At 40.0% G+C, this 21864-nt stretch carries 26 protein-coding genes and 1 tRNA gene; 14 read left to right on the top strand and 13 right to left on the bottom strand.

Features of this window, described 5'->3' with window-relative positions; translation table 11 throughout:
* Nucleotides 1-210: 210 nt before the first annotated feature.
* Nucleotides 211-582 (bottom strand): hypothetical protein, encoded by a 372-nt coding sequence (locus JWQ85_RS07535; RefSeq protein WP_299466320.1) that lies wholly within the window; start codon nt 580-582, stop codon nt 211-213.
* Between the two features lie 249 nt (nt 583-831).
* Here JWQ85_RS07535 and JWQ85_RS07530 point away from each other — a divergent pair, with 249 nt between their 5' ends.
* From JWQ85_RS07530 to JWQ85_RS07500, 7 genes are all read left to right on the top strand, one after another.
* Entirely contained in the window at nt 832-1689 is an 858-nt protein-coding gene (locus tag JWQ85_RS07530; protein WP_299466318.1) for a helix-turn-helix domain-containing protein, read from the top strand.
* Nucleotides 1690-1784: 95 nt separating this feature from the next.
* Nucleotides 1785-2012 carry a hypothetical protein gene (locus JWQ85_RS07525; protein ID WP_299466315.1) on the top strand — a complete coding sequence of 76 codons (228 nt, stop codon included), beginning with the start codon at nt 1785-1787 and terminating at the stop codon, nt 2010-2012.
* Nucleotides 2013-2056: 44 nt separating this feature from the next.
* Nucleotides 2057-2965, top strand: a complete 909-nt coding sequence (locus tag JWQ85_RS07520) for an NAD(P)/FAD-dependent oxidoreductase (protein WP_299466312.1) — start codon at nt 2057-2059, stop codon at nt 2963-2965.
* A 63-nt stretch (nt 2966-3028) separates the two neighbouring features.
* A complete protein-coding gene (locus JWQ85_RS07515) occupies nt 3029-3625 on the top strand; it encodes a short chain dehydrogenase (protein WP_299466309.1) in 597 nt (198 codons plus the stop codon).
* A gap of 116 nt (nt 3626-3741) precedes the next feature.
* The gene (locus JWQ85_RS07510; RefSeq protein ID WP_299466306.1) at nt 3742-4812 is read left to right on the top strand and encodes a sensor histidine kinase; all 1071 of its coding nucleotides are present in this window, start codon (nt 3742-3744) and stop codon (nt 4810-4812) included.
* On the top strand, nt 4805-5500 hold the full coding sequence (locus JWQ85_RS07505; protein WP_299466303.1) for a LytTR family DNA-binding domain-containing protein: 696 nt from the start codon (nt 4805-4807) through the stop codon (nt 5498-5500). Before JWQ85_RS07510 ends, JWQ85_RS07505 begins: the two co-directional genes overlap by 8 nt.
* Before the next feature lie 140 nt (nt 5501-5640).
* A complete protein-coding gene (locus JWQ85_RS07500; protein ID WP_299466300.1) occupies nt 5641-6336 on the top strand; it encodes a porin family protein in 696 nt (231 codons plus the stop codon).
* Nucleotides 6337-6450: 114 nt separating this feature from the next.
* Here JWQ85_RS07500 and JWQ85_RS07495 read toward each other — a convergent pair.
* A tRNA-Ala gene (locus tag JWQ85_RS07495) sits at nt 6451-6524 on the bottom strand.
* A gap of 855 nt (nt 6525-7379) precedes the next feature.
* A complete protein-coding gene (locus JWQ85_RS07490) occupies nt 7380-7760 on the bottom strand; it encodes a helix-turn-helix domain-containing protein (RefSeq protein ID WP_299466297.1) in 381 nt (126 codons plus the stop codon).
* 85 nt (nt 7761-7845) lie between these two features.
* On the opposite strand from JWQ85_RS07490, the gene JWQ85_RS07485 reads away from it, so the two are divergent.
* Nucleotides 7846-8787, top strand: a complete 942-nt coding sequence (locus JWQ85_RS07485; RefSeq protein WP_299466294.1) for an NADP-dependent oxidoreductase — start codon at nt 7846-7848, stop codon at nt 8785-8787.
* 99 nt (nt 8788-8886) lie between these two features.
* Here JWQ85_RS07485 and JWQ85_RS07480 read toward each other — a convergent pair whose 3' ends face one another.
* From JWQ85_RS07480 to JWQ85_RS07450, 7 genes are all read right to left on the bottom strand, one after another.
* Complete coding sequence (locus JWQ85_RS07480; protein WP_299466291.1) at nt 8887-9147, bottom strand: hypothetical protein; 261 nt, start codon at nt 9145-9147, stop codon at nt 8887-8889.
* 240 nt (nt 9148-9387) lie between these two features.
* Nucleotides 9388-10056 carry a response regulator transcription factor gene (locus JWQ85_RS07475; RefSeq protein ID WP_299466288.1) on the bottom strand — a complete coding sequence of 223 codons (669 nt, stop codon included), beginning with the start codon at nt 10054-10056 and terminating at the stop codon, nt 9388-9390.
* A 1-nt stretch (nt 10057) separates the two neighbouring features.
* Entirely contained in the window at nt 10058-10861 is an 804-nt protein-coding gene (locus JWQ85_RS07470) for a histidine kinase (RefSeq protein WP_299466285.1), read from the bottom strand.
* Nucleotides 10828-11085, bottom strand: coding sequence for a hypothetical protein (locus tag JWQ85_RS07465; protein ID WP_299466282.1), 258 nt, complete (start codon nt 11083-11085; stop codon nt 10828-10830). The genes JWQ85_RS07470 and JWQ85_RS07465 overlap by 34 nt, the downstream gene beginning before the upstream one ends.
* 461 nt (nt 11086-11546) lie before the next feature.
* Nucleotides 11547-11945, bottom strand: coding sequence for a hypothetical protein (locus JWQ85_RS07460; protein WP_299466279.1), 399 nt, complete (start codon nt 11943-11945; stop codon nt 11547-11549).
* 208 nt (nt 11946-12153) lie between these two features.
* Entirely contained in the window at nt 12154-12366 is a 213-nt protein-coding gene (locus tag JWQ85_RS07455; RefSeq protein ID WP_256538440.1) for a YtxH domain-containing protein, read from the bottom strand.
* Nucleotides 12367-12435: 69 nt separating this feature from the next.
* Nucleotides 12436-12786 (bottom strand): MmcQ/YjbR family DNA-binding protein, encoded by a 351-nt coding sequence (locus JWQ85_RS07450; protein ID WP_299466274.1) that lies wholly within the window; start codon nt 12784-12786, stop codon nt 12436-12438.
* A gap of 122 nt (nt 12787-12908) precedes the next feature.
* On the opposite strand from JWQ85_RS07450, the gene JWQ85_RS07445 reads away from it, so the two are divergent.
* The 4 genes from JWQ85_RS07445 to JWQ85_RS07430 all read left to right on the top strand — a co-directional run bounded on the left by JWQ85_RS07445 (nt 12909) and on the right by JWQ85_RS07430 (nt 17624).
* Nucleotides 12909-14393 (top strand): alpha-amylase, encoded by a 1485-nt coding sequence (locus JWQ85_RS07445; protein WP_299466271.1) that lies wholly within the window; start codon nt 12909-12911, stop codon nt 14391-14393.
* 92 nt (nt 14394-14485) lie between these two features.
* Complete coding sequence (locus JWQ85_RS07440) at nt 14486-16267, top strand: glycoside hydrolase family 9 protein (RefSeq protein ID WP_299466268.1); 1782 nt, start codon at nt 14486-14488, stop codon at nt 16265-16267.
* 98 nt (nt 16268-16365) lie between these two features.
* Entirely contained in the window at nt 16366-17379 is a 1014-nt protein-coding gene (locus JWQ85_RS07435) for an NAD(P)-dependent oxidoreductase (protein WP_299466265.1), read from the top strand.
* 56 nt (nt 17380-17435) lie between these two features.
* Nucleotides 17436-17624, top strand: a complete 189-nt coding sequence (locus JWQ85_RS07430) for a hypothetical protein (protein WP_299466262.1) — start codon at nt 17436-17438, stop codon at nt 17622-17624.
* Between the two features lie 93 nt (nt 17625-17717).
* Here the strand turns inward: JWQ85_RS07430 and gldB are convergent, their stop codons facing one another.
* The gene (gldB, locus tag JWQ85_RS07425; protein ID WP_299466259.1) at nt 17718-18767 is read right to left on the bottom strand and encodes a gliding motility lipoprotein GldB; all 1050 of its coding nucleotides are present in this window, start codon (nt 18765-18767) and stop codon (nt 17718-17720) included.
* A 67-nt stretch (nt 18768-18834) separates the two neighbouring features.
* On the opposite strand from gldB, the gene JWQ85_RS07420 reads away from it, so the two are divergent.
* The gene (locus JWQ85_RS07420) at nt 18835-20484 is read left to right on the top strand and encodes an NAD+ synthase (protein ID WP_299466256.1); all 1650 of its coding nucleotides are present in this window, start codon (nt 18835-18837) and stop codon (nt 20482-20484) included.
* Between the two features lie 172 nt (nt 20485-20656).
* Nucleotides 20657-21283 (top strand): DUF4136 domain-containing protein, encoded by a 627-nt coding sequence (locus JWQ85_RS07415; RefSeq protein ID WP_299466253.1) that lies wholly within the window; start codon nt 20657-20659, stop codon nt 21281-21283.
* Nucleotides 21284-21353: 70 nt separating this feature from the next.
* Here the strand turns inward: JWQ85_RS07415 and JWQ85_RS07410 are convergent, their stop codons facing one another.
* Together JWQ85_RS07410 and JWQ85_RS07405 are read right to left on the bottom strand one after the other, a co-directional pair.
* Nucleotides 21354-21587, bottom strand: coding sequence for a hypothetical protein (locus JWQ85_RS07410; protein ID WP_299466250.1), 234 nt, complete (start codon nt 21585-21587; stop codon nt 21354-21356).
* A 2-nt stretch (nt 21588-21589) separates the two neighbouring features.
* A partial coding sequence (locus JWQ85_RS07405; protein ID WP_299466247.1) for a T9SS type A sorting domain-containing protein occupies nt 21590-21864 on the bottom strand: 275 nt, incomplete at its 5' end.

The raw sequence follows: 21864 nt of genomic DNA, 5'->3' as shown, positions 1-21864 counted from the left end.
TTTTATATCTTTTTTGACGATGGTATAATGTACTTGTTGTATAAAAAAGCAGTACGGCGTGTTGTAAAGAGTAGTCAGCTTATTTAACGATATTGAAAAGAAGTGTCCATTTTCAGACAGTGTGCTGTTCTATTTTGCGCGGTTAGGCTGCATCAATAATACTGCAACCTGAAAAGAAAAGTTTTCACGAAACATTTATATCAACCTTATCTACAATTCCAGATTTTCGTCTGGTATAAAGTTTACTTGTTGCGATGGGTCAAATACTACGTAGATACGCTTCCACGGCTCTTCGTCAATTAATCGCCATTTGTGGGCGCTGCCTGTGGTGTCCATAGCAATTAATAAGTCGCCGGGTTTTATAATAAATGTTTCGCCGGGGCGGGTTTCAAATTCCACCGTGCCCGATAAGGTGATTACATATTGCTCGGCAGGGGCATTGTGCCAATCGTAAAACGAGTGTGGTGGCGATTCCTGGAATCTGATAGATGATACCTGGCTAAATATACCCTCGGTAACTGTGCCGGTTTGTATATGCGAGTGCCCATCAGCGCCGGTGTATAATTTATAAGCTTTGGTCATTTGCGTTGTTCATTGTGTTGAACAGCGGCTAAGCTAATAATGTGCTTGAATTATATAGTTATTTTAATGTAATAATGTAAGTAAAGCTATACGCGGTTTTTGCAGTATCTCATTCGAGATAGCGCTTCTCCCAAAGAAAATATGAACCTACTATCCTTAAAGTAAGCCCCTCTATTTCATTAACTGAATGTTTCCTCAAAATGTAATTACATTTGACTGAATCTATGCTTATATAACAATTAAGTTAAAATGGAAAGAATCCCGATCAGGCATATTCATACAAGCCAAAAAGAGCCGGATCTTTCTGAAAGCTTCAGTATTCGCGATATTTCTGGTTTACTTGCCGGGAAAGATATGGTACAGGAACTTCACCGGCATGATTTCTTTTATATTCTTGCTTTAAAAAATGCGACCGGTGATCATGAGATAGACTTCACACCCTACACTATCGGCGACAATTCCGTTTTCTTCATGCGTCCGGGCCAGGTACACCAGCTCGTGCTAAAAGCGGAAAGTACGGGCTATTTGATGCAGTTTAAAGCTGAATTTTATTCTCTGCAAGACAAAATATTCAGTCAGCTATTACGTAAAACCAGTCAGATCAACCATTATCAGCTTACAGCTACCGATTTCCTAAAACTGCGCTCCATATTGACTTATATCTTTCAGGAATATGCGGAAAAAAAAGAAAGATTTGAAGAGGTTATCAAAGCTAATATGAATATATTCTTTATCGAGCTTGCCCGGCAACAAGGCAGTAGTCCTTCCGATCAGGCCAGTCTTTATATGCAGGAACGGCTTGAAAAGTTTTTAGGGCTGTTAGAGACCCATGTTTTTACCCATAAGCAAGTAGCTCAATATGCTGCAATGCTGCATCTGTCCGCTTATCAACTTAACGCAATGGCAAAGGCTGCACTGGGTAAAACCTGTGCAGAATTGATTACCGAACACATCATCCTGGAAGCTAAAAGATGCCTGCTGGCAACATCTAATCAGATCAATCAAACAGCCTATCGCCTGGGGTACGAAGACGTTTCCTATTTTATCAGGTTCTTCAAAAAGCACACCGGGTATTCGCCAGAGGCGTTTAGAAACAACTTCGGATAAATCCTATATAACCACATTTTTGTCCTATCCCTCAATTACCGCTGAAATTACTTTTGTAGAAGCAATGTGATTTGCTAAAAAGTACTTTTTAAGACATGAAAACAAAAGCTAAGTTAACCGCATCAATAAAAATCTGGGTAGTGATCTATCCGTCCATCACCCTATTGCTTTACCTGTTCGGCCAGCCATTAGCTGTTTTGCCCTTGTATCAGCGCACCTTATTATTAACCATTGCTTTAGTTCCCTGGATCGTTTTTGCCGGCTTGCCTTTGGTGAATTTTATCATCAGTCGGATTTCACCTAAAAATGGCAAAACACAATAACAATATTCATTTATCATTTTTTTTAAAACTCAAAAGATAACAGCATGACAGATCATAAACAATTTGATGTAATTATTATCGGCGGAAGTTATGCAGGGCTTGCCGCAGGCATGGCTTTGGGCAGGGCATTGCGAAAGGTACTTATTATTGATAGCGGAAAACCTTGTAACCAGCAAACACCCTATTCGCATAACTTCCTTACACAGGATGGCAATACTCCTGCCGAAATCTCAGCTATTGCCAAACAACAGGTAGAACAGTATAACACGGTAGAGTTTTTCAACGGTTTAGCCATAAAGGGAATCAAAACTGAAAATGTTTTTGAAATTCAAGTAGCATCGGGCGAAACATTTCGCGCCCACAAGCTGATCTTTGCAACAGGTATCAGCGATAAGCTGCCTGCCCCGGAGGGGATTGCAGCGTGCTGGGGCATTTCGGTGCTTCATTGTCCTTTTTGTCATGGCTACGAAGTACGCGATGAAAAAACCGGTATTCTCGGCAATGGCGAAATTGGTTATGAATTAGCCGGGCTTATTTCAAACTGGACCAATGCTTTAACACTGTTTACCGACGGACCTTCAACACTCACTCCCGAGCAAGCTGCAAATTTGGAAAAACATCAGATACAAATAGTAACAAAGGAAGTTGAAAGGCTGGAACATTTCAATGGGCATCTTCAAAGGCTCGTTTTTAAGGATGGCACTGCAGCTGCCCTGAAGGCGATATATACACGCGTCCCCTTTGAGCAGCATTGCCAGATCGGTGAATACCTGGGTTGCGAATTAACCGAGGAAGGTTATATAAAAGTTGATCAATTTCAGGAAACGACTGTGAAGGGTGTTTTTGCTTGCGGTGATAATTCAACACGAATGCGCACAGTTGCCAACGCAGTAGCATCAGGGACAACAACTGGTATAACTGTAAGCAGACAAATAATTGCTGAAAAATTTTAAGCGAGCAGATATCAACACGCCGGCTTAACACAATAAATTATTATAAATATAAAGTTCTTAAAAATGAAAATTATCATCGTAGGTGCAACCGGCACCATGGGTAAACACTTAGTGAGTGCTTTGGAAAAAGACAATGAAATCATCAAAGTCGGGGCCAGGGGCGGAGACATTCAGGCTGATATTACCTCGCCAGAATCAATAGAAAAGATGTTTAAGCAAGCAGGATCGTTTGATGCACTGATCTGTACGGCAGGGCCTTCTTATGTTGGCCCCTGGAAAAACATGACCGATAAGGAGTTTCGGATAGGTATTGACGGTAAATTAATGGGGCAGGTCAACCTGGTGCTTATTGGCCAGCGCTATATCAACCCGAAAGGTTCATTTACACTCATTACCGGCGCTTTGACACATGAACCGGTTTTGAAATTTGCTAACGCGTCAGCGGCCAACGGGGCAGTGGAGGCATTTGTGCGCGCCGCGGCGATTGAACTGGAAAATGGTGTTCGCATTAACGCGGTAAGCCCTACAGTTATAGAAGATTCTCCACAATACTTTGATTTTTTCCCTGGCGATATTCCCGTGACCATGAAACAACTAGAATATGGCTTTCGCAAAAGCCTTTTCGGCGCAAATACCGGGCAAATCATCAAACCATACTGATGTTAGGTAGAATTTCGCTCATTTCGCAGACATATTTGGCCTGTTTGCATATCATTTGCTGCAAAGCCGAAATAAAGAGACACCTTTGATTCATATCAGTTGGAAATTTGTGAATCATGAAAAAGTCATTCGTTGTTTCATTACACATTGGCTTTTGGGCCTGTTACATCATCCTGATAGCAATTATGTTGGGTGTATATTATCGGAATAATCCCAGTATCAGTGACCCGGAATTCCGGGTGGTGAATGCTTTTAAAAACATTTTCCTTTTTGCCTTTGTCCCTTCCGTCATTTCCTTTTATCTATTCTATTTTATACTGTTTCCTAAATATCTTCAACAGGAAAAGTTTTTTCTGGCTATAATTTATGCCCTGCTGATGTCTGCAGGGACAGCGCTGGTTGCTTACATTCTGCACAGGTATCTCATAGAGTCTGGGCACGTGATGGATATGGATGAGGGCGGCAAAAACGGCAGGTCTACCGCTGTCAGAGTAATCATGGTTATGACCCTTATTGGGTTAATCTGCGGGACAGCGGCATTGGTTATCAAGGGATTTATAACCTGGTTTAATGAGATTAAACTGAAAGTGAGCTTAAAAGAAAAGAATTATGAAATGGAAATGGCGTTAATAAAATCCCAGCTTGACCCGCATCTTTTATTTAACACCATAAATAACATTGACGCCCTCATTTTAAAAGATGCCGTTAAAGCTTCAAACTACCTGAATAAGCTGTCGGACATTATGCGGTTTATTCTCTATGAAACAAAGACCGATCAGATTTTCCTTTCCAAGGAAATCGAATACATCGAAAAATATATCGAACTGCAAAAAATAAGAACAGCGAACGTCAATTACGTGCACTTTGCTATAACCGGGGTTATTGGCCACAAACATATCGCCCCAATGGTGTTTATTCCTTTTATTGAAAATGCCTTTAAGCACACGAATAATAAGAAGCTGGTTAATGCGATCACAGTCAATATCATCATAACAGATGAAACCGTACAACTAGTCTGCGAAAATAAATTTGATTCAAGAAAGCTGGCTCTTCAGCAAACTGACAGTGGTTTGGGTGATGAATTGATTAAAAAGCGGCTGAACCTGATCTACGGCGGAAAACACTGTCTGGAAGTGCATAAAACTAATGAACTATACAGCGTTAACTTAACCATTCCCAATGAATAAATATACCTGTATCATCATTGAAGATGAGCCCCTTGCGCTGGAAAAAACTAAGGATTTTGCCAATAAAGTGCCCTTTTTGCAGCTATGTGCTACGTTTGATAACGCGCTTACCGGGCTTGCTTATCTGAATAACAACAAAGTAGACCTGCTGTTTTTGGATATTAATATGGATGAACTATCTGGCATCGAATTGCTGGAAAGTTCAAAAATAAGCAGCCAGGTGATCATCACAACGGCCTACCAGGAATATGCGATAAAGGGCTACGACCTGCAGATAACCGACTACCTTTTAAAACCATTTACTTTTAATCGTTTTTTGCAAGCCGTAAATAAAGCCCAGGAAAATATTGTTCATCGCGCTTCCGATCCCCAGCCGGAATTTATTTTTGTAAGGACGGAAAACCGGTTAGAGAAGATCATGCTGAGTGAGATAGTATATATTGAAGGGATGAGAGACTACCGGAGAATTCATACGGTAAATAAAAAAGTAATGACCTTGCAGAATTTCAGCGAGTTTGAAAAACTGATCCCTCCCGGTTTAGTGTGCCGGGTGCATAAATCGTTTATGGTTGCCCTAAATAAGATCGAATCCATCGAGCGCAGCCGAATAAAAATTGCCGATCAGCTGATCCCTATTTCCGACACCTACAAAGAGACTTTCTTCCAGTTCATTAACAGCCGGCCATAATTAATCTCCCTGTTTGGCAGACTAAAAACACGAGTATGCAGACATCTCAGCCGACTTTGCATAACGCAATTGTAAGGCCTAACGCATTCATTTACTTTTGGTTAAGTTAATTAATTCAAATTAATTTAAACAAAAGTAATATGAAGAAAAGTTTTAAACTAAGCCTGATACTCGGTATGATTTTGCTCGGCAACAATGCATTCTGCCAAACAAGCCAACCAGATTCAGTAGTAATAAAGGACGTGCAGCGGTCACCTAAAACCTATTTAGACCTGTTGTTGAATATAGTGAGTACCAACCTGAATTATGGGAACTCAAACAGTGCTTTAGAGGATTATAAGAAATCCGTTTTGGGTGCACAGATCGGCGTGTCCTTTCAAGCCGGTATTACACCGGGGTTTTCACTGGTTTCTGAGTTTTATTTTACCACAAAAGGCGGTAAACTCAAAGCGAACAATCCATTGACAACCAACTCGTCAAAGCTTCTTTTATATGTATTCGAATTCCCCGTGCTGGCGCGCTTTCATTTTAGTGATTTTCATATCAATGCCGGGCCCTCTATCGCATATAATTTTTATGGTACCAGGAAGATTGGCGATTCATCCGCTGATCTTTCATTCAATAGATCTGAAGAAGGCTTTAAGCGCTTTGATGCAGGCATACAAATGGGCGGTGGATATACATTTCACACCAAACGGAAAAGGATCACTGTAGACCTGAGATACAATTATGGTTTAACCAATATCTCCTACGGCCAGGAAATGTATAATCGGAGCCTCATCATTAGCATGCATATCTCTAATCCCTGGAAAACCAATCCCTTTGGAAAAAACTAAACCTGTATCCACTTAAACCTAAATAAAGCAGGTTAATAAGGTGTAATGCTAAGAGATGTATTCGATGTAAAACAAAAAAGCACTTACAAGTGAATGTAAGTGCTTAATTATCTGTGGAGAATATCGGAGTCGAACCGATGACCTCTTGCATGCCATGCAAGCGCTCTAGCCAGCTGAGCTAATCCCCCGTGTTGGGATGGCAAAAGTAGCAAATTTTGTGAAATGACAAATGCTTGTTGTGATTTTTATACTATATACGTTGAAAAATCTTTTAAAAAAGTAAAGCCCCTGATGGGCAGGGGCCTTTACTAACCAATTATAAACCTAAATTATGAGAAGACTTGTTTGTTATTTTTAATAGTGTAAAAGTAACACTAAGTTTTAATATGCAAAGAATTTATTTTGTAATTTATTTGTAACATTTTAATAGATACTTCAATAAATTATTGCATTTGCAATTATACAACATTCCGGTTAACAAATGTTTAATTGTTTGTTAATTTATTATGCAAATGTGCACATGACAGCTAAATTTTTTGAAAACTTATTAATATCCAGTTTTATACATTTTTAAATCCTGCTATGTTAACGTGTTATTGTTGAATTTCTGTTTTAAAAATCGTTATTTAACATTATTTAACGTGGAAAGATGTAGAGGGCTTTAAAACTTATAAGCTAAACTTAAATTGAAGTTTCTGAGCATTTGTGGGTTTATAGACCAGTATCCAATATAATATTGTTTATTAGTAATATTGTTTAAGTTAAAATTAACCCTATAGTGACTGCTGTTATAAAAGATGCTGCTGTAAAGTATAACTTGGCAAGGTAAATACGCCTACCGTGCTGTTATCAATTACCTTATACTCGCCGGCATAATTTCCGCCCATGCCTAACCCAAAATTCTTTAATGCACCTGCTATAAACTTGTAAGCTGCCCATAAATTGGCTTGGTTTGAGGGGCCCAGCCCGGTTCGTTATAAAATTCCATTGATCAGACAGTTTATAGTTTACCTGCGTTTGAACATTAAAATCACTCCCTTTTGCTATTTCATTTTAATTTTAACGACTTCGGCACGTTCAGTTGCAAGGTTCCTACCCCAGTCGGCCACCGCATGCAATAAGGGCACTAATGTTTCTCCAAATTTTGTTAAGGAGTATTCTACTTTTAATGGTGGCTTGGTTGTAAATACCACCCTATTAATAAGGCCATCCTCTTCCAGTTGCTTTAATTGTAGGCTAAGTGTTCGCTCGGTAACCATTGGCATCAGCTTTCTAAGTTCGTTATAGCGCTTTTTGCCATTTCTTAAATAGTATAATATAACCATTTTCCATTTGCCGCCAACAAAATCCATTGTTATGCTGGTACTGCAGGGATATAGCTTATCGTCTATCTTATATAATTCGGTTTCTGTATCAATTGTCATAAACATATGCTATCCTTTTGGATAGTTATTGCAAAGTTATACTACTATAAATAGTTTTGCAACTATAAAATTTATAGTATAAATTATGAAAGCATATGAATTAAAGGAAGCTGGGTCTGTAGATCAGCTTCAGATGGTTGAAATAGATAAACCGGTTGCATCAGCTAACGAGGTTGTAATAAAATCAAAAGCGATATCGATTAACCCCGTTGATATCAAAACCCGTATTGGTAAAAGCCTGTATAATGAGTTTAAAGAGAATTATTCGCCAATAATAATTGGGTGGGATGTATCAGGTGTTGTAGAATCGGTGGGCGAAAGTGTAAGCCAGTTTAAACCTGGTGATGAAATATTTGGAATGATAAATTTCCCGGGGCACGGTAAGGCATACGCAGAATATGTAAGTGCACCAGTCAGCCAAATAGCAAAAAAGCCGGCAAATATTTCGCACGAAGAAGCCGCAGCTGCAACACTGGCTGCATTAACCGCCTACCAAATTTTGCGCAACTATGTAAAAGCAGGTGACCGTATATTAATACAGGCCGGTGCAGGTGGTGTGGGCCACTTTGCGGTTCAAATGGCAAAAATTATTGGCGCCCATGTAACTGCAACAACATCGGCAAAAAATATAGATTTTGTTAAGGCACTTGGCGCCGATAATGTTATTGATTACACAAAACAACCATTTGAGAACGCAATAAGCAACCTCGATTTTGTTTTGGATGCCTTAGGGGGCGATACTTTGCGGCGTTCTATACAAACTGTAAAGGCGGGTGGTAAAATTGTATCGCTTCCCTCTGGTGCTTTATTAGACGAGATAAAGGCGCAGGCAAACGACAGGCAGGTTGAGGCCATTTTTCAAATGGTGGTAAGTAGTGGCGAAGATATGAAGCAGATTGCCGGTTGGATGGAAACAGGAAAGCTGAAGGCAGAGGTTTCGCAGATTTTTACTTTTGACCAGCTAAAAGAGGCCCATACCGCAGTGGAAACCGGCAGAACCCGCGGGAAAATTGTGATAAAGTTTTAACCTCTTTACAAAAGCAAACGGCGTTTACATTGTAAACGCCGTTTGCTTTTGTAAAGAGGTTGTAGGTTTGAGTATTCTATATGTATTTGTTAATAGGTGTTAAGCAATAACTAATTGAATGCATTGACGCACAGTTAAATTTTTTGATACATCACCTTTCACCACGCGTTTTCCTGTATTATATTCTTCTGCAACTATGCGCAATTTTTCTTCAAGTTTTCTGCATAGTTCTTCATCCTTATCATAGCCTATTGAATTTAAAGTGGTGTTGGTCAATAGGTTATATGAATTATCAACCGATAAGCCGCAAATATTTAAAATGTCGTATTTTATTTGGTTGCTAATAAATACTATATCCATTCTTAAAAATCTTTTCAGATTGTTTTAATTAATATGTAAATATAGTTATTCTTTTACTACAAAAAATCATTCGATTTGTACTACAGAATCATATTTTGTTTAAAGGTTAAACAAAAACACTATAATTCAATTTTTTTGGCTGTATAATTAAATGTTGGTTAATTTTTTAATTATAAGTATCTGTTAATGAGAGGGCACGTATAACTACGCGATTTTAAAATCACGTAGTTATACGTGGTTTTATAAAGTGGCCTCTAAAAGGTGATATTTTATAGCGAAAAGTACTAATCCTGCTATATTTCGGCATTTAACTTTATTTATCAAACTGTTGCGGTGGCCCTCAACGGTGCGTACGCTTAAAAAAAGTTCGGCAGCAATTTCGGCGTTATTTAGTTCTTTGCATATTAACTTTAGTACCTGTTGTTCGCGTTTGGTTAATGATATTGGTAAACCATTTAAAGTGTCTTGCATTGCGGGGCGATGGTTTGAACTATTCCGCAAGGCCTGTATCACATCGGCATTAAAATAGAAACCGCTTTTGTATACGTGGTTAATAGTTAAAAGTAATTCACCTTTATCACAGTTTTTTACAAGGTACGATGCTGCCCCGGCGTTTATCATTTGTGTTATCAGCATTTCATTTGCATGCACTGTTAGTATGATCACTTTAATATTGGGGTAGTGCATATGCAAATACTTGTTCAGTTCTATGCCATTCATGCCCGGCATATCCATATCTATGATAGCAACATCTATATCAAGACTAAAAACTTTAAGTGTATCAATAAAAGCCTGCCCACTCGCGCATTCTGCAACCAGTTTAAAATTCTCGGTAAAATTAACAAGTAATGCCAGGCTTTGTCTAAAAAGATTTTGATCATCAACTATGGCAATATTAATTTCTTTCATTTTAAGGTTTAGCTATCGGGCATTCAATTTTTATACAAAAACCCTTACCCGAATATGGATCAAGCGTATAAGTGGCATTAATATTAAGCAACCGGCTTTCAATATTTTGCATCCCCATGCCTTTTTTAACCAGCTCTATATTTGCAGGTAAACCCTTACCGTTATCGGCATAATCTATATATATATGATCGTTTTCGGTTCTTAGATCTATGTTTGCTTTGCTTGCGCCCGAATGTTTTATGGTATTATTCAGCAGTTCTTCTAAAACCCTGTAAAGTGCTGTAGATGTAGATAATGGTAGTTGCTCTAATATCTGTTTGGCATTGTTAACAAGTGTTATTTCTAACTTGCCCGATTGATTGATTATAGTACAATGCTCAGTTATTGCGGCAGCCAGGCCATAATACCTTAATGTTGTTGGCGATAGGTTATGTGAAATATTACGTACATCTTTAACTATCTTATCTATTATAGTTTTGGTAGATTGTGTAAAATCCTGATGATTTTTATCCTCACCGCCGGTAGGTTTAAACATTTCAATAAGTAACCTTAAGCCAGATATGGTAGTGCCTACATCGTCATGAAGATCTTGCCCAATGCGTTTACGTTCTGCTTCCTGCGATTCGATAATAGCACCCAGCAGTTCTTTTTGATGTTCAATTTGGGCTTGTTGGAATTTCTGGCGCTGTTTTAATAATTTATTTTGGTTACGCACCGAGAAGAAAATGAATGACACGACCAATAAAAAGGTCCCCGCCATCCCTAAAAGCACTAATATATAGATATTGTCTGTTGTGTTTTGCATTTATTAAATCCTACGGCAAATAAAATGTATTCAAATATTAGTATAGTATCGTGTATGCTCCAAACAAGCCGGTTAACCGCCTGGCTTGCACTAAGCAGGTAGTTTGAGAAAATAAACATGAACAAGCAGCTGGCAAAGTATAGTAAAATACCGGCATTGATCCAGTTATACTTGTTATCTGTCCAGCTTTCTTCATCGTTGGTTTGCTTTAAAATAAACAACATACTAAACACAATCAACATAATGGCGCCTAACGGCCTTGTGTATGTATTAAATTCGATTTTATTTTGAATAAAGAAGTAATTAATAACGCATACAATTGTAAAAACAGCCATTAATACAGCAATAACCCTTCGTCCCCGCTTCTCAAAAAACTCACTGTAAAAAAGGGCAAGAAATATAAACTCGAAAATAGTGTATATGTTAATCAGCGCTATACTGTTGTACCCATGTTTTATGGCAATTAAATTGACCAGGTTTAGCGTGCCTGAAAATATCAGGAACCAAAATATAATTTTAAGGGGTTTAGGAAGAACCTGATAATTTAGAATTGCTATAAAAACTGGAATGAGTATAGTTGCCGGTACTATATAATATGAGTATATAAGGTAAAAGTTATACATTAATATGTTTATAAGCCTTAAATATATCAAAGCTTATAAACATAAAGGGAATAAAAATAAAATTAAGCGTCTGTGTCTAATGTGTCTCCTGTTGATACCGGAGTGCATGTTGGTGGGCATGCTGTAGTAAGGTCATAAACATTACTGGTAACTTCTCCCATCCCTGATCCATAAATAGGTAGAACAAGCACTTCTTCATTCTCGCCAACAGGCACCAATATCAATTTTGCAGTAAGGGGGTCTGTTGCCGACGTAAGCCCTATAAAGGCTTTCACATTTTCAGCATCAGGGTTATACGCCAGGATGTTTTGAAAATCGACAATTGGTATTAAAAATGAACGGGTGACAAAATCCTGGCCAGAGGTGCTAATATAAGTGCGCCAGTTTGCTGTCCATTCGCGTGCAGTAGAAACAGGGATAGTTCCATCAGGATCGGTAGTAGGGTTGTTTTCGGTGCTCATCGCTTTAAGTTTAGGGAATATGGTAACGGTATATATGGTAAGGGTTCAAATTTAGAACTCATAAGCCAGAATCACTGCAATTTAATAAATTCAAACAGTACTTTTGCCCACTTTAAATTAATAAAAAGAACAACGGCGATAAATAAGGTTAAAAAACAAAAGCCATCCCATTTAATGGGATGGCTTTTGTACTACATTATAGATAATATTACTGGCCGGATTGGTATCCGCCATCTGGCTTTGCCTGTTGCACTACCTTTTCTACCTTTTCGGTTGCATAGGTTTTAGCCTTATCAAACCATCCCGGTGCGTCCTCGGTAATATCGTCAAGAATGGAACGGCCGTTAGGGCCTTTTTTTGTAATGTAGTTGATCCCATATCCAATGGCTGCGCCAACTGCTATAAATTTTAATAAGCCCATGATGATTAGTGTTTTAGTAAATGTTTATACCCAAATATTGCAACTATGATGCCAAAAGGGGTGAAATTGTTACAGGTTATTCTCGTACTCACTTATTAGCTTACTGGTAGCCCTGTTCCTCCATGCGGTAATTAAAAGCCCTTTCAGTTCTTCTGGGTTAACTTTATCCAGGCGCACCAGCATATAATCATAATTGCGGTAATGGTCGGTAATATGGTATACTTCAGGTTTGGCCTGCATCCATTTATCGCGTTCAAGGGTGCCTAAAACAAGGTTTTCGCCATCCTCTTTTATGCGGGTAAATATTTTCTTTTTTACATAAAAAGCGGGTGTGCCAAAACACATCTTTTCGGTAACTCCGGGCAGCGGGAGTAGAAAATTCCGCAAAAATTCATGATATATAAATATACCGGGGTTCATAATAGCAAGTTAAACAAACTTAACTTCATCTTAAAAAGTATTTCTTAGACGCGGATAACAGTTTTTTATACCCTCCAAACTTATATCATGTATTTAGGTTGTACGGTGATATTATATTATACATGGAAAATTTTACGATGCTACAGTTTTTTGAATGGTATTATCCCGGCGATGGTAGCCTTTGGGAGCATTTAAAAAATGAATCGGGCAAGTTGAAGAGTATCGGTATTGATGCAGTGTGGCTGCCGCCTGCACACAAAGGCGCAGCAGGTGGATATTCGGTTGGTTATGACGTTTATGATATTTATGACCTGGGCGAATTTGACCAAAAAGGGTCAGTACGTACCAAATACGGTACAAGGCAGCAATTATTAGATGCTGTGCAGGTTGCCCAAAACGCCGGCTTAAATGTATATGTTGATGTGGTGTTAAACCATATGGGCGGTGCCGATGAGGCCGAGAAAATTATAGTTAGAAAGGTTAACCCCGAAGATCGCAACGAGTTTATAAGCGAACCTTACGAAATAGAAGCATTCACCAAGTTTACTTTTCCAGGCAGGCAGGGCAAGTACTCGCAGTTTGTGTGGGATTGGCAATGCTTTAGCGGGGTAGATTATGATAACAGTAAGCAGGAAACCGCTATATTCAGTATCCAAAACCAATATGGCGACGCTTGGGAAGATGTTATAGGTGATGAGAACGGTAATTTTGATTACCTGATGCTGGATGATATTGATACACGCAACCCGGCTGTACGCGACGAACTGAAACGTTGGGGTAAATGGTATTACGATACGGTTGGTTTTAATGGTATGCGCCTGGATGCAATTAAACATATCTCTTTTGATTTTTATAGCGATTGGCTTGATCACATGCGCGGCGAAACGGGGCAAGAATTGTTTACGGTGGGCGAGTATTGGAGTTACGATGTAGCTTTACTGCAAGAATATATTGAAGCTACAGCCGGCCGCATGTCGCTGTTTGATGCACCACTGCATAATAATTTGCATGAGGCGTCGGTACAAGGCAATAACTATGATCTTACTAAAATATTTGATAACACGCTGGTGGCAGCCAACCCCGATAAGGCGGTTACATTAGTAGAAAACCATGATACCCAACCTTTACAATCGTTAACCCAACCTGTTGATCATTGGTTTAAGCCAATAGGTTACGCGCTTATTTTGCTGCGCGAAAATGGGTACCCGTGCGTATTCTATCCAGATCTGTATGGATCGAAATATACCGACAAAGGTGATGATGGCAACGACCACGAAATAATATTAGCCCCGGTTGTAGAATTGGAAAGCCTGCTGCACATTCGCAAATACATAACCTATGGGGAACAACGCGACTACTTTGACCATGCCAACTGCATTGGTTGGACGCGTGAGGGTGACGACGAGCACCAAAATTCGGGTTGTGCTATAGTAATATCCAATGGCGACGAGGGGAGCAAAAACATGGAAATAGGCCAGCGCCATGCCGGTAAAGTATTTGTTGATTACCTGGGTAAGCACGATGCCGAGATCACCATTAATGAAGATGGCTGGGCAGCGTTTTTTGTAAGGCCGGGCTCGCTTTCTGTATGGGCGATAAAAAATTGATTGATTAGTAAAATAGCTTATTTTTAGGGCGCAATAACTTGTTACACAAATATATTGCCGCCAATAAGCACTTATTAATCAATCATAATAAAATGAATAAAGTTTACAGGTATTTCCTGTTCATTGGGCTTTTAATGTGCTCATGTACTGTATTTGCAAAGCCGGTTATCTATGTAAACCAAATAGCATTTGACAGTGGCGCACCTAAAATTGCGGTTGTGCAATTGGATGGTAAAGCCACCAGTAAGCTCACTTTTAGTTTGATTGATGCTGCCGGTAAACCTGCCTTTACAAGTTTGTTAACTAATCCACAGGCAATGACAGAGTGGGTGCCGGGCAAGATATTTTATCGTGCAGATTTTTCAGCGTTCACAAAAGCAGGTAAGTACCGCTTAAGGATAAAAGTTGCCGGCAAAGTTTATACTTCATATGCTTTCGAGATTGGCGAGAACGCTTTGGCTAAACAAACGCTTTCGGCTATTATTCACTATTATAATAAACAGCGGGCCAATACCCCGCAAGAGTTAGCCGCCGATGCTAAAATGCAATTATTCGGCAGTGATAAAACTGTTGATATGCGCGGCGGTTGGTGCGATGCATCTGGCGATGTAAGTAAATATTTTTCGCACCTGGCTTATGCCAACTACATGTCGCCACAGCAAATACCGCTTGTTACATGGTCAATGCTGAGCGCATCCGAAGCTATCCCGGATCTGCTTAACAAATGGAAACTCAAAGATTCGTTAGATGCTGAAGCTTTGTATGGCGCTGATTATATATTGCGGTCGTTATCTGCGGATGATTATTTTTATATGACCGTGTTTAGTTATTTTGATAAAGACCCCAATGCACGCCGGATAGTGGGATTGTTGGCCAACAGTGTTACCACTAATCAATACCAATGTGCATTTCGGGAGGGCGGAGGTATGGCTATCGCGGCTTTGGCCCGCGTATCTCAATGGAAAAAAGATGGCGACTTTACCTCACAGCAATACCTGGACGGCGCCAAACGCGCCTTTGCCCACCTGCTGGAAAACAACACCAAATACGATGATGACGGCAAAGAGAACATTATAGATGATTATTGCGCGCTAATGGCTGCTACCGAACTTTGGATAGCTACAAGTGATGACCTGTACAGGGATGAGGCAAGGAAACGTGCCGATAACCTTTCAAAAAGGACGAGCACTGCAGGTTACTTCATAGCTAATGATGCGGGCCGCCCTTACTGGCATGCTTCTGATGCCGGTTTACCGATAGTAGCATTGTCGCGCTATCTGGATAAGGAAAAAGACGAAATCCATCGCGGGGCAGCACTAAAAACTATAAAACAAGCATTAGATTATAACCTTGCGGTAACCAATAAAGTAAGCAATCCATTTGGCTACGCACGCCAGAGCTTTATGTTTAAAGGAAAGGTAAAAGATGGGTTTTTTATTCCGCATGAAAATGAAACCGGATGGTGGTGGCAGGGCGAAAATGCCCGCCTGGGGTCGTTGGTTACGGCGGCTATTATTGGCGGCCGGCTGGTTTACCCGGCACAAAGTAGCTGGGGAATTAAGTCAACACTTGGTGCGTATGCTTCACAGCAATTATCGTGGATAATGGGCAGCAACCCCTACAATCGCTGCTTTATTTATGGTTTTGGAAAAAATAATGTGCCTTATATGCATTCCAGTTTTGGGCATGGATCAGAGCGTGGAGGCATTTCTAACGGCATTACCGGCAAAGATGGCAACGCTGATGGCTCCGGAATAGATTTTAAGACCGAAGCCGAAGGTAATGAGTGGCGCTGGACGGAGCAATGGATCCCGCACGCGGCTTGGTTTTTGCAAGCAGTGTCGGCAATGGCACAACCTCAAAGTGTTAAATAGCGTTTAAATATATACTGATACTAAATTGAGATATTTGACGAACAGAAATTGTGCACAGGCTTTTTAATTTAAACTAAACAGAATTACTAATAAAAACTATGATCACATCATTAGTAACCGGCGGGGCCGGCTTTATAGGCTCGCATGTAGCAAAACATTGTTTAAACCTTGGGCATAAGGTTGTTGTATTGGATGACCTTAGCGGTGGCTTTGAAGATCACATTCCCGAAGGTGTTGAGTTTATTTTAGGTTCAATTAATGATGTTGAGCTATTAAAAAAGTTATTTGCCGAGCATGAATTTGATTATGTGTACCACCTGGCGGCATATGCTGCCGAAGGATTGTCGCACTTTATCCGCAGGTTCAATTACAATAACAACCTTATAGGATCAGTTAATTTAATTAATCTGGCGATCCTTTATAAGGTTAAATGCTTTGTGTTTACTTCTTCTATCGCTGTTTATGGCGCGGGCCAGCTACCTATGTTGGAGAGCATGGTGCCACAGCCCGAAGACCCGTATGGCGTTGCAAAATATGCTGTAGAGATGGACCTGAAAGCGGCGAAACACATGTTCGGGTTAAATTCGGTGATCTTCAGGCCGCATAATGTTTATGGCGAAAACCAAAACATTGGCGATAAATACCGCAATGTTATTGGCATTTTTATGAACCAGATAATGCAGGAAAAACCTATGACCATTTTTGGTGATGGCGAACAAACCCGCGCATTCAGTTACATTGATGATGTTGCCCCGCATATTGCTAATTGCGTAAATGTACCGGCAGCCTACAATGAGGTATTTAATGTTGGTGCCGATAGGCCATATACAGTTAACGAACTGGTACAGGTCGTTGCCAAAGAACTGAGCGTACAGCCAAAGGTTACCCACCTGGAAGCCCGTAAAGAAGTTATGCACGCGCATAGCGATCACTCTAAAGCGGCAAGCGTATTTGGTAATAGCAAAAACGTAAGTTTGGAAGAAGGTATAGCCAAGATGGCCGCCTGGGCAAAAGTAGTTGGCTCAAGGGCCAGTGCCGAGTTTGAGAACATTGAGATTGAAGAGAACCTGCCACAAGGTTGGAGTAAGAAAGAAAAGGCGATTAATTCATAAAAACATTATAGCATTTTCGGTAAACATTTATATTTTTGTCGCAAATAAAAAGTAAAATGGAATCATCAACGCAAAAAGCTAACGGAGAGGGACACTATATTTTATTAACCATTGCTGTTATTATAGGTATTGTAGGCGTATACTTACGCTTTGCAGATTTTAAATATGCATCTGCAGCGGCTAACATTATTTTAATAATAGGTGTAGTTGTTACTTTAAAAGCAGTTTTTGCTATACTGAAGTAAACTCAAAAAACTCTATAAATAAAAAAGCGCTATCGTTTCGGTAGCGCTTTTTTTATGGGCCTCAGCCCAGCCTCAAAGGAGAGGGGAAAGATTTTACTCACTTGCGTTCTTAGGCCTATACTTCGATTCATTCAGGATCTTTTGGGCATCCCGGTCGGCCATTAGCTGGGGCAGGGTAACATTGGGATGCTTATCCATGTATTGCTTAACAATTTGCCAGCCCGTCCATACCGCCAGTTTTGGGGCCGAGTCGTTCTTGTCACCAAGGCCAGGAGTAAATGGAGCTTCATTCAGGTACTTTTGAATTTTCTGAAAGTCAGTTTCATATAATAGGTTTTCCTCTAAAAAATAACCCCAAATGTTTGCCTTGAAATTTTCGCACCATTTTATTTGCTGTGCGGTGTAACCAATTTTGATAGAATCGGCCACATCGGGCATGGTTTTATCCATAAAGTATAATATCTTGCCATTATATATCATTTTTGATAATAACGAATTATTCTGATCACTCTCCGGGAACATATCTTCACGGGCAATGCCTTCCATAACACGTGGGGTAATATTATCAGGTGTAAACCGGCGCGATATATAATGAGGAAAGCTTTCTACCAGGGCCGGGTAAAACCGCGAATCAGCACCCAAAAAAAGATCGAGCCCTATGGCAAAGTAACCATCACCAATAGAGGTTTGCGCCTGAAAGCCCGAAATGTAGGCATAAACCTTTGGTAACTTTTTTTGCGGGTAATAGTATTTAATCCTGCGGAAGGCATCTGTTAGTTCAGCATCCTGCTTATCAGTGTTTGGGTAAGCGGCATCAACATCATGTTTTAGATCGGTGTAAGCTTTGCCGGCAAATACATCATGCAGGTTTTTATAATAGTTGGTATCGGCAGTACTACCTATCTTTATTATACGTTCAATAAAGTCCTGATAAAACACACCATACTTGTTTTGCAGCGCGGCTATTTGCGGTGTAAGTGGTTTTGTACGTAGCAGGTCAAAATCCTGGTCAAAGCGTTCAATTTTAACATCAATAGGTATATTGCTTACATCAACCTTTTTATTGCGGTTGCAGGCAGTAAACACAAAGCAAAGTAAAAAACTTATGTAGATAAGCGTTGTTTTACACGAATAAGACATCATAAATAGCGTTTTAGCAAAAATAATTTTTTTATTTGCATTAAGGCGTAAGCGCAACAATTGTAAACTTATGAAGATAGCATTAGCCCAGCTTAATTATCACGTTGGCAACTTCGAATCTAACACTAATAAAATTATAGAAGGCATCCTCGAAGCAAAGCAAAAAGGGGCCGACCTGGTTGTTTTTGCCGAGCTATGTGTTTGTGGATATCCTGCCCGTGATTTTTTGGAATTTAACGAGTTTATTAGCCTGTGCGATGCTGCCGCTAAAAAAATAGCTGTTGAGTGTATTGATATTGCCTGCATCATTGGCTTGCCAACACCAAACAATAACCCCGAAGGAAAGGATCTTAATAATTCTGCTTATTTTATTGAGAATGGTGAAGTAAAGGCTGTTGTGAACAAAGCGCTTTTGCCTAACTATGATATTTTTGACGAGTATCGCTACTTTGAGCCTTCTACACAGTTTAACTGTATCGATTTTAAAGGCAAACGTATAGCACTAACTATATGCGAGGACCTATGGAATACTATTGAGAACCCGCTGTACGTTACCCGCCCAATGGATACACTGATAAAGCAAAACCCCGATGTGATGATCAATATTGCCGCATCGCCGTTTGCTTATAATCATGATGAAGAGCGTATTGCCATTTTGAGCGATAATGCTCGCAGATATAATTTGCCGCTTTTATACGTGAACCATATTGGCGCGCAAACCGAACTGATATTTGACGGTGGATCTTTAGTGTTTGATAATACCGGTAAACTTGCTGATGAGATGCCGTATTTTACAGAGAATACCGCTTACTATACCTTAACCGATGATGGGGGTATTACATTTGAACACCCAACAACCCTAATGGTTAAACGTGAAAGCGATATTGAGCAAATTTACCATGGGTTGATATTGGGCATACGGGATTACTTTTATAAATCAGGGTTTAAGCAGGCCATTTTAGGGCTATCCGGTGGGATAGATTCTGCCGTTGTATGCGCATTGGCGGCCGAAGCGCTTGGGGCTGAGTATGTAATGGCTGTACTGCTGCCGTCAAAATTCTCCAGCGATCACTCCCTTATGGATGCCGAAGATCTGGTGAAAAACCTGGGTTGCAAATCTGAAACCGTTGCTATCGAAAAAATAACCGATGCTTTTGAAAGCGCGTTACACCCGCAGTTTGCAGGCTTGCCTTTTAATATTGCTGAAGAAAATATACAATCGCGTAGCAGGGCAGTATTGCTTATGGCTATGTGCAATAAATTTGGCTACATCCTGCTTAATACATCAAACAAAAGCGAAGCTGCGGTAGGTTATGGAACGCTTTACGGCGATATGTGCGGCGGTATTTCTGTTATTGGCGATGTGTTTAAAACACAGGTTTTTCAACTGGCCCGATACATAAACCGCGACCGCGAGATAATACCGGAGAATACCATTGTTAAACCACCATCTGCAGAGTTAAGGCCCGATCAAAAAGATACCGACTCGCTGCCCGAATATGATATATTGGATGCTATATTAGTGCAGTATATAGAACATCGCCGTTCATCGGCAGAAATAATTAAGCAGGGTTTTGCTGACGAAGTTGTGCGCAAGGTGCTGCGATTGGTTAACCTGGCCGAGCATAAGCGCTACCAAACCCCGCCAATATTGCGGGTATCGCCTAAAGCGTTTGGTATGGGCAGGCGTATGCCAATTGTAGGTAAATATTTGACCTAAAAGCGCCCTTTTTCGCCCATTTATAGGCCGAAAAAGGGATGTTTGGAACTCATAATCACTTGCTTTAGGGTGCAATAAATATGGTTGATTTTTTTATTTTTGATTTACTGTGAAAGTGATTAAACCTTTGCACACTAATAAGTCTAAGACATATAAATAATATGGTGAGGCGATGAAAAAAAACATCTATTTAATGCTGGCGGTAACGTTTGTATCGATACTGTCGGCTTGCAGCAGCTACAATTACTATACAGCTGCAGCAAATAAAACCAACTTAAGTGCTTATCGCACATTTGCCTGGGCCGCCCAGCAAAGAAATCCTAACAAACAATGGCGCCCGCTTGATGAGATTGGTAATGGCAAATTGCAGGAAGCAACAAAACAAGCTTTAATAAACAAAGGGCTTGCCCTTGAACAGCAAAACCCCGATTTGCTGGTACGTTATGCTACAGTAACCGGGCGCGGCACTAAAACAGAATTCTATTCACCCTACTACGGCGGTTTTTATGGCGGCTGGGGTTATGGTGGTGGTTGGTATCGCCCTTGGGGATATGGTTACGGTTGGGGCTGGGGTGGTCCTTGGGGTTATGGTGGCTGGGGTGGCGGCTATGCCCAAAAAGTACATTATAAAGAAGGTACAATTATAATTGACCTGATAGATAGCAGAACCCAACAGGTAGTGTGGCGTGGTTATGGCGTTGGCGAATTACATAACCCTAAACAAACTATGCGGGATATCCCTAAAGTGGTTGAAGGTATAATTAAGCAGTTACAGTTAACACCTGTACGAAAATCATAAAAATATAATAAGCCATAAAAAAGGGGATGCAATTTGCATCCCCTTTTTTATTATATGTGTAAGTATAAAATTATACAGTAAGTGCCTTTTGTTTTTGATGTAATTTATAAGCGCCAAATATAACGGCAGCAATAACTAAAGCATATACCCAGGTATCAAGCGGTAAATAGCAGCCGTCGGGTGTCCACCCTGGATCATCAGGGCCACCTGGGCATGGTACAGGCTCATCAACCTGAGCAAAAGCTGTGCTAACACTTAGTATTAATGTTAAAATAAGTAAATATAAACTACGTTTTATGAACATGCTTAAATTTTGATAAACTTAGCGGTAAATAATAATTTTTTACTGTTAAGCTCGGTTAGTTCGAAAGTATAATTACCGGGTGTTAGGGAAGAAATATCCTGTTGCCCTGTAGTTGATGTAAAGGTACTGTTTTTCATTAAGATGCCCATAGTGTTAAATATCCTCAAACTAACCGGATATTTTGGTTTTTGATCCAGGCTAAACTGTATAACGTTAGAAGCCGGGTTAGGGAATATACTGAACGAGCCGCTGCCGCTGGCAGATATAATGATGACCT

It is taken from the genome of Mucilaginibacter sp., from assembly GCF_028288105.1.
Lineage (GTDB): Bacteria > Bacteroidota > Bacteroidia > Sphingobacteriales > Sphingobacteriaceae > Mucilaginibacter.
The sequence above is the reverse complement of the archived record's forward strand: the minus strand, read 5'-3'. Positions and strand labels throughout refer to the sequence as shown.

Bases quoted from the DNA above. Each gene is read 5' to 3' on its own strand.
- JWQ85_RS07535 (WP_299466320.1), bottom strand. From the start codon at position 582: ATGACCAAAGCTTATAAATTATACACCGGCGCTGATGGGCACTCGCAT.
- JWQ85_RS07530 (WP_299466318.1), top strand. From the start codon at position 832: ATGGAAAGAATCCCGATCAGGCATATTCATACAAGCCAAAAAGAGCCG.
- JWQ85_RS07525 (WP_299466315.1), top strand. From the start codon at position 1,785: ATGAAAACAAAAGCTAAGTTAACCGCATCAATAAAAATCTGGGTAGTG.
- JWQ85_RS07520 (WP_299466312.1), top strand. From the start codon at position 2,057: ATGACAGATCATAAACAATTTGATGTAATTATTATCGGCGGAAGTTAT.
- JWQ85_RS07515 (WP_299466309.1), top strand. From the start codon at position 3,029: ATGAAAATTATCATCGTAGGTGCAACCGGCACCATGGGTAAACACTTA.
- JWQ85_RS07510 (WP_299466306.1), top strand. From the start codon at position 3,742: ATGAAAAAGTCATTCGTTGTTTCATTACACATTGGCTTTTGGGCCTGT.
- JWQ85_RS07505 (WP_299466303.1), top strand. From the start codon at position 4,805: ATGAATAAATATACCTGTATCATCATTGAAGATGAGCCCCTTGCGCTG.
- JWQ85_RS07500 (WP_299466300.1), top strand. From the start codon at position 5,641: ATGAAGAAAAGTTTTAAACTAAGCCTGATACTCGGTATGATTTTGCTC.
- JWQ85_RS07490 (WP_299466297.1), bottom strand. From the start codon at position 7,760: ATGACAATTGATACAGAAACCGAATTATATAAGATAGACGATAAGCTA.
- JWQ85_RS07485 (WP_299466294.1), top strand. From the start codon at position 7,846: ATGAAAGCATATGAATTAAAGGAAGCTGGGTCTGTAGATCAGCTTCAG.
- JWQ85_RS07480 (WP_299466291.1), bottom strand. From the start codon at position 9,147: ATGGATATAGTATTTATTAGCAACCAAATAAAATACGACATTTTAAAT.
- JWQ85_RS07475 (WP_299466288.1), bottom strand. From the start codon at position 10,056: ATGAAAGAAATTAATATTGCCATAGTTGATGATCAAAATCTTTTTAGA.
- JWQ85_RS07470 (WP_299466285.1), bottom strand. From the start codon at position 10,861: ATGCAAAACACAACAGACAATATCTATATATTAGTGCTTTTAGGGATG.
- JWQ85_RS07465 (WP_299466282.1), bottom strand. From the start codon at position 11,085: ATGTTGTTTATTTTAAAGCAAACCAACGATGAAGAAAGCTGGACAGAT.
- JWQ85_RS07460 (WP_299466279.1), bottom strand. From the start codon at position 11,945: ATGAGCACCGAAAACAACCCTACTACCGATCCTGATGGAACTATCCCT.
- JWQ85_RS07455 (WP_256538440.1), bottom strand. From the start codon at position 12,366: ATGGGCTTATTAAAATTTATAGCAGTTGGCGCAGCCATTGGATATGGG.
- JWQ85_RS07450 (WP_299466274.1), bottom strand. From the start codon at position 12,786: ATGAACCCCGGTATATTTATATATCATGAATTTTTGCGGAATTTTCTA.
- JWQ85_RS07445 (WP_299466271.1), top strand. From the start codon at position 12,909: ATGGAAAATTTTACGATGCTACAGTTTTTTGAATGGTATTATCCCGGC.
- JWQ85_RS07440 (WP_299466268.1), top strand. From the start codon at position 14,486: ATGAATAAAGTTTACAGGTATTTCCTGTTCATTGGGCTTTTAATGTGC.
- JWQ85_RS07435 (WP_299466265.1), top strand. From the start codon at position 16,366: ATGATCACATCATTAGTAACCGGCGGGGCCGGCTTTATAGGCTCGCAT.
- JWQ85_RS07430 (WP_299466262.1), top strand. From the start codon at position 17,436: ATGGAATCATCAACGCAAAAAGCTAACGGAGAGGGACACTATATTTTA.
- gldB (WP_299466259.1), bottom strand. From the start codon at position 18,767: ATGATGTCTTATTCGTGTAAAACAACGCTTATCTACATAAGTTTTTTA.
- JWQ85_RS07420 (WP_299466256.1), top strand. From the start codon at position 18,835: ATGAAGATAGCATTAGCCCAGCTTAATTATCACGTTGGCAACTTCGAA.
- JWQ85_RS07415 (WP_299466253.1), top strand. From the start codon at position 20,657: ATGAAAAAAAACATCTATTTAATGCTGGCGGTAACGTTTGTATCGATA.
- JWQ85_RS07410 (WP_299466250.1), bottom strand. From the start codon at position 21,587: ATGTTCATAAAACGTAGTTTATATTTACTTATTTTAACATTAATACTA.